Origin of the sequence: Streptomyces anandii JCM 4720, assembly GCF_014650655.1 — a bacterium.
GTDB classification, from domain to species: Bacteria; Actinomycetota; Actinomycetes; order Streptomycetales; family Streptomycetaceae; genus Streptomyces; species Streptomyces anandii.
This window is the reverse complement of the sequence record NZ_BMVJ01000002.1, coordinates 76,660-79,964: the sequence shown is the minus strand read 5'-3', so window position 1 is coordinate 79,964 and position 3,305 is coordinate 76,660. Positions and strand designations below refer to the sequence as shown.

The 3,305-nt window shown below is 73.5% G+C and carries 3 protein-coding genes and 1 pseudogene; 1 reads left to right on the top strand and 3 read right to left on the bottom strand.

From position 1 onward, the window contains the following. Positions 1-239, top strand: a pseudogene (locus tag IE249_RS36025) (hydrolase); the annotation flags it as partial. Between the two features lie 11 nt (positions 240-250). On the opposite strand, the gene IE249_RS03465 reads toward IE249_RS36025, so the two are convergent. From IE249_RS03465 to IE249_RS03455, 3 genes are all read right to left on the bottom strand, one after another. After that, a complete protein-coding gene (locus IE249_RS03465) occupies positions 251-700 on the bottom strand; it encodes an imidazolonepropionase-like domain-containing protein (RefSeq protein WP_189703293.1) in 450 nt (149 codons plus the stop codon). Between the two features lie 7 nt (positions 701-707). Next, entirely contained in the window at positions 708-1,922 is a 1,215-nt protein-coding gene (gene mqnC, locus IE249_RS03460) for a cyclic dehypoxanthinyl futalosine synthase (protein WP_189703292.1), read from the bottom strand. Positions 1,923-2,000: 78 nt separating this feature from the next. Then, a partial coding sequence (locus tag IE249_RS03455; RefSeq protein WP_229857421.1) for a serine/threonine-protein kinase occupies positions 2,001-3,305 on the bottom strand: 1,305 nt, incomplete at its 5' end.

Here is a 3,305-nt window from a genome sequence, read left to right as displayed (position 1 = left end):
GCACGGCCCTCACCTCGATGATCGGCGTCAACGACATCGCCGGGGAGACCTTCACGCTCTCCGACGCGGCCCGGGTGCGTTCCTTCGCCGAGAAGAAGGGGATCGCCTGGGTGTCGATGTGGTCCGCCTTCCGCGACCGGAGCTGCCAGGCGGGCGAGTCGTCCGGCGGCGACGCGGCGACGGAGTGCAGCGGGGTGGCGCAGAGCGCGGGCGCGTTCGGGAAGGCCTTCGCGGGCTGAGCGGACGCCGTTCAGCGGCGGCGGTGCACGAGACGGCCCGCGCACACGGTCGCCAGGCACGCGCCGCTCGCGTCCAGGACGGCCAGGTCCGCGCGGCCGCCCTCCACCACGGCGGCCGGCCGGGCGCCCGGCAGCACGGCCACGTCGTTGCGCTCGGCGGCGTGGCGGAGTTCGGGCGTCGCGGCGTGTTCGGCCAGGACGGCGGTGGCGCCGAGCTTGAGCACGGCGTGGACGCGCTCGCGCGGACTGGGCGCGTCCGGAAGCGGCCCCTCGTGCACCCGCGCGGGACCGAGCACCCCGGGCCACCGCCGCACCCGCGCGCCCGGGAACCGCTCCTCCACCTCGGCGAGCGTGCCCACGGCGGCGACCCTGGCGCCCTCGACGACCACGGCGCCCTCCTTCAGCGGATCGGCGTCGTCCCAGGTACGGCGGAGTTCGCCGGCCGCGTGAATCGTCAGCACGTCCGGCTCAGTTGGAGGCGAGCAGCTTCAGTTCGGGGTGGGCCGTGCCGCCCGAGATCGCCGTCGACGAGATGTGGGACATCACGCGGTCGTCGACCGGGTCGTTCGCCGGGTCGTCGTGGACGACCAGGTGCTCGTACGTCGTCGAGCGCTGCGCCGGGACGCGGTCCGCCTTGCGGATCAGCTCGATGATCTCCATCCGGTTGGAGCGGTGCTTGGCGCCGGCGGAGGAGACGACGTTCTCCTCCAGCATGATCGAGCCGAGGTCGTCCGCGCCGTAGTGCAGGGTGAGCTGGCCGACGTCCTTGCCGGTGGTCAGCCAGGAGCCCTGGATGTGCATGACGTTGTCGAGGAACAGGCGGGCGATGGCGATCATCCGCAGGTACTCGAAGATGGTGGCCTGGGTGCGGCCCTTCAGGTGGTTGTTCTCGGGCTGGTAGGTGTACGGGATGAAGGCGCGGAAGCCGCCCGTGCGGTCCTGGACGTCCCGGATCATCCGCAGGTGCTCGATGCGCTCGGCGTTGGTCTCGCCGGTGCCCATCAGCATGGTGGAGGTGGACTCCACGCCCAGCCGGTGCGCGGTCTCCATGATCTCCAGCCAGCGCTCGCCGGACTCCTTGAGCGGGGCGATGGCCTTGCGCGGCCGCTCGGGCAGGAGTTCGGCGCCGGCGCCGGCGAAGGAGTCGAGGCCGGCCTCGTGGATGCGGGTGATGGCCTCCTCCACGGAGACCCCGCTGATCCGGGCCATGTGCTCGACCTCGGACGCGCCCAGCGAGTGGATCACCAGCTGCGGGAACGCGTCCTTGATGGCGCGGAAGTGCTTCTCGTAGTACTCCACGCCGTAGTCCGGGTGGTGGCCGCCCTGGAACATGATCTGGGTGCCGCCGAGCTCGACGGTCTCCGCGCAGCGGCGCAGGATGTCGTCCAGGTCGCGGGTCCAGCCCTTGGCGGTGTCCTTGGGCGCGGCGTAGAAGGCGCAGAACTTGCACGCGGTGACGCACACGTTGGTGTAGTTGATGTTGCGCTCGATGATGTACGTCGCGATGTGCTCGGTGCCCGCGTACTTGCGGCGGCGCACGGCGTCGGCCGCGGCGCCCAGCGCGTGCAGCGGCGCGGAGCGGTAGAGGTCCAGCGCCTCCTCGGGAGTGATCCGTCCGCCCGCGGCGGCACGGCCGAGGACGGCTGTGACATCAAAAGAGGTGAGGTCGGCCTTCTCGGTCACCGGCGTCCCTTTCGCAAGGTTCGTTGGGCTTCTTGACGGACCGAACCAGCCTACGCCAGGCCTTTTGCCGTGCTGACCTCAGTCCGCCTTCAGCACGCGGGCCTTCGGGTTGCCCGCCTTGGGGTCCACGGAGGTGAACCGCAGCGCGTCGTCGCCGTCCGGGCGCAGCCGCACCTCGTGGGCGTCGGGGACGCAGTGGGAGGGGTTGTCCTTCCGGCCGCGCCCGGTGGCCACCAGTTCCGTGCCGGTGGCCGACTTGAGGGTGAGTTCGTCGACGCACGCACCGCCGAGGGCGTCCGTCTGGGTGACCGAGCCGACGACGGAGCCGGGCGCGCCCTGCCGTACGACGATCTCGTAGGTGCCGCCGGGCAGGTCCTGTCCGAGCGCGGTCACCGTGCCGTCTCCCCGCCAGGTGCCGAGATACACCTCGGGCACCGCGCCGGTGGCCGCCGCCGACGCGGACGGCCGGGTCCCGGTGCTTCCGGGGGGCGCGCCGCTGCTCGCCCCGTCCTTGCCACCGTCGCCGTGCAGCTGGGACAGCAGTACTCCGCCCACGGTCGTGGCCACCGCGAGCGCGCCCGCGACCGCCAGCACCACGCTGCAGCTCATCCGGCGGCCCCGGCCGCCGTCGCCCGGCGCGGAGCCGGCCGCCACGGTGACGGAGAACCGGCCGGGCCCGGACGGCCCGGATCCGGGCCGTCCGGACGCGCCGGCCGGGGCGACGCTCTCCTGCGGCGGCGCGTCACGTGGTTCGGGAACGCCGAAGGGCGGGGCGGTGGGCAGCGGTGGGGACGCGGGTGCGGGTACGGGAGGCGGTGTGGGAGGGACCGTCCCGGGCATGACGGGCGGGGGCCCGAACTCCCCGGTGGCGGCAGGACGTTCCGAGGCGACCGACACGCTGCTGAACCCCACCGGCCCGGACGCGCTGTCGGACTCCAACGGCCTGGAGGACCTGGCGCCCTGGCTGCCCGTCACCTCCCCGCCCGCCTCCAGGTTCAGCAGTTGTACGGCGCTGCGGCTGACCTGCTCGACGAGCCGGCCCGGGAGCCAGCCGCCGGCGACCAGGCGGGCGGTGCCCTCGGGGGCGAGCCGGCGGGCGATGTCGGCGGGGGCGGGCCGGGCGGCGGGGTCCTTGGCGAGACAGGCCCCGACCAGGTCCCGTATGCCGCCCTCCAGCGCGCCGAGTTCGGGTTCCTCGTGGACGACCTTGTAGAGCAGCGCCGCCGAGGAGTCGCCGGGAAAGGGGGGCGCCCCGGTCGCGGCGTAGGCGAGGACCGCGCCCAGGGAGAAGACGTCGGCCGCGCCGGTGGCGCCCTTGCCCAGGATCTGCTCGGGGGACATGTAGCCGGGCGAGCCGATCGACACGCCGGTGGAGGTGAGGGA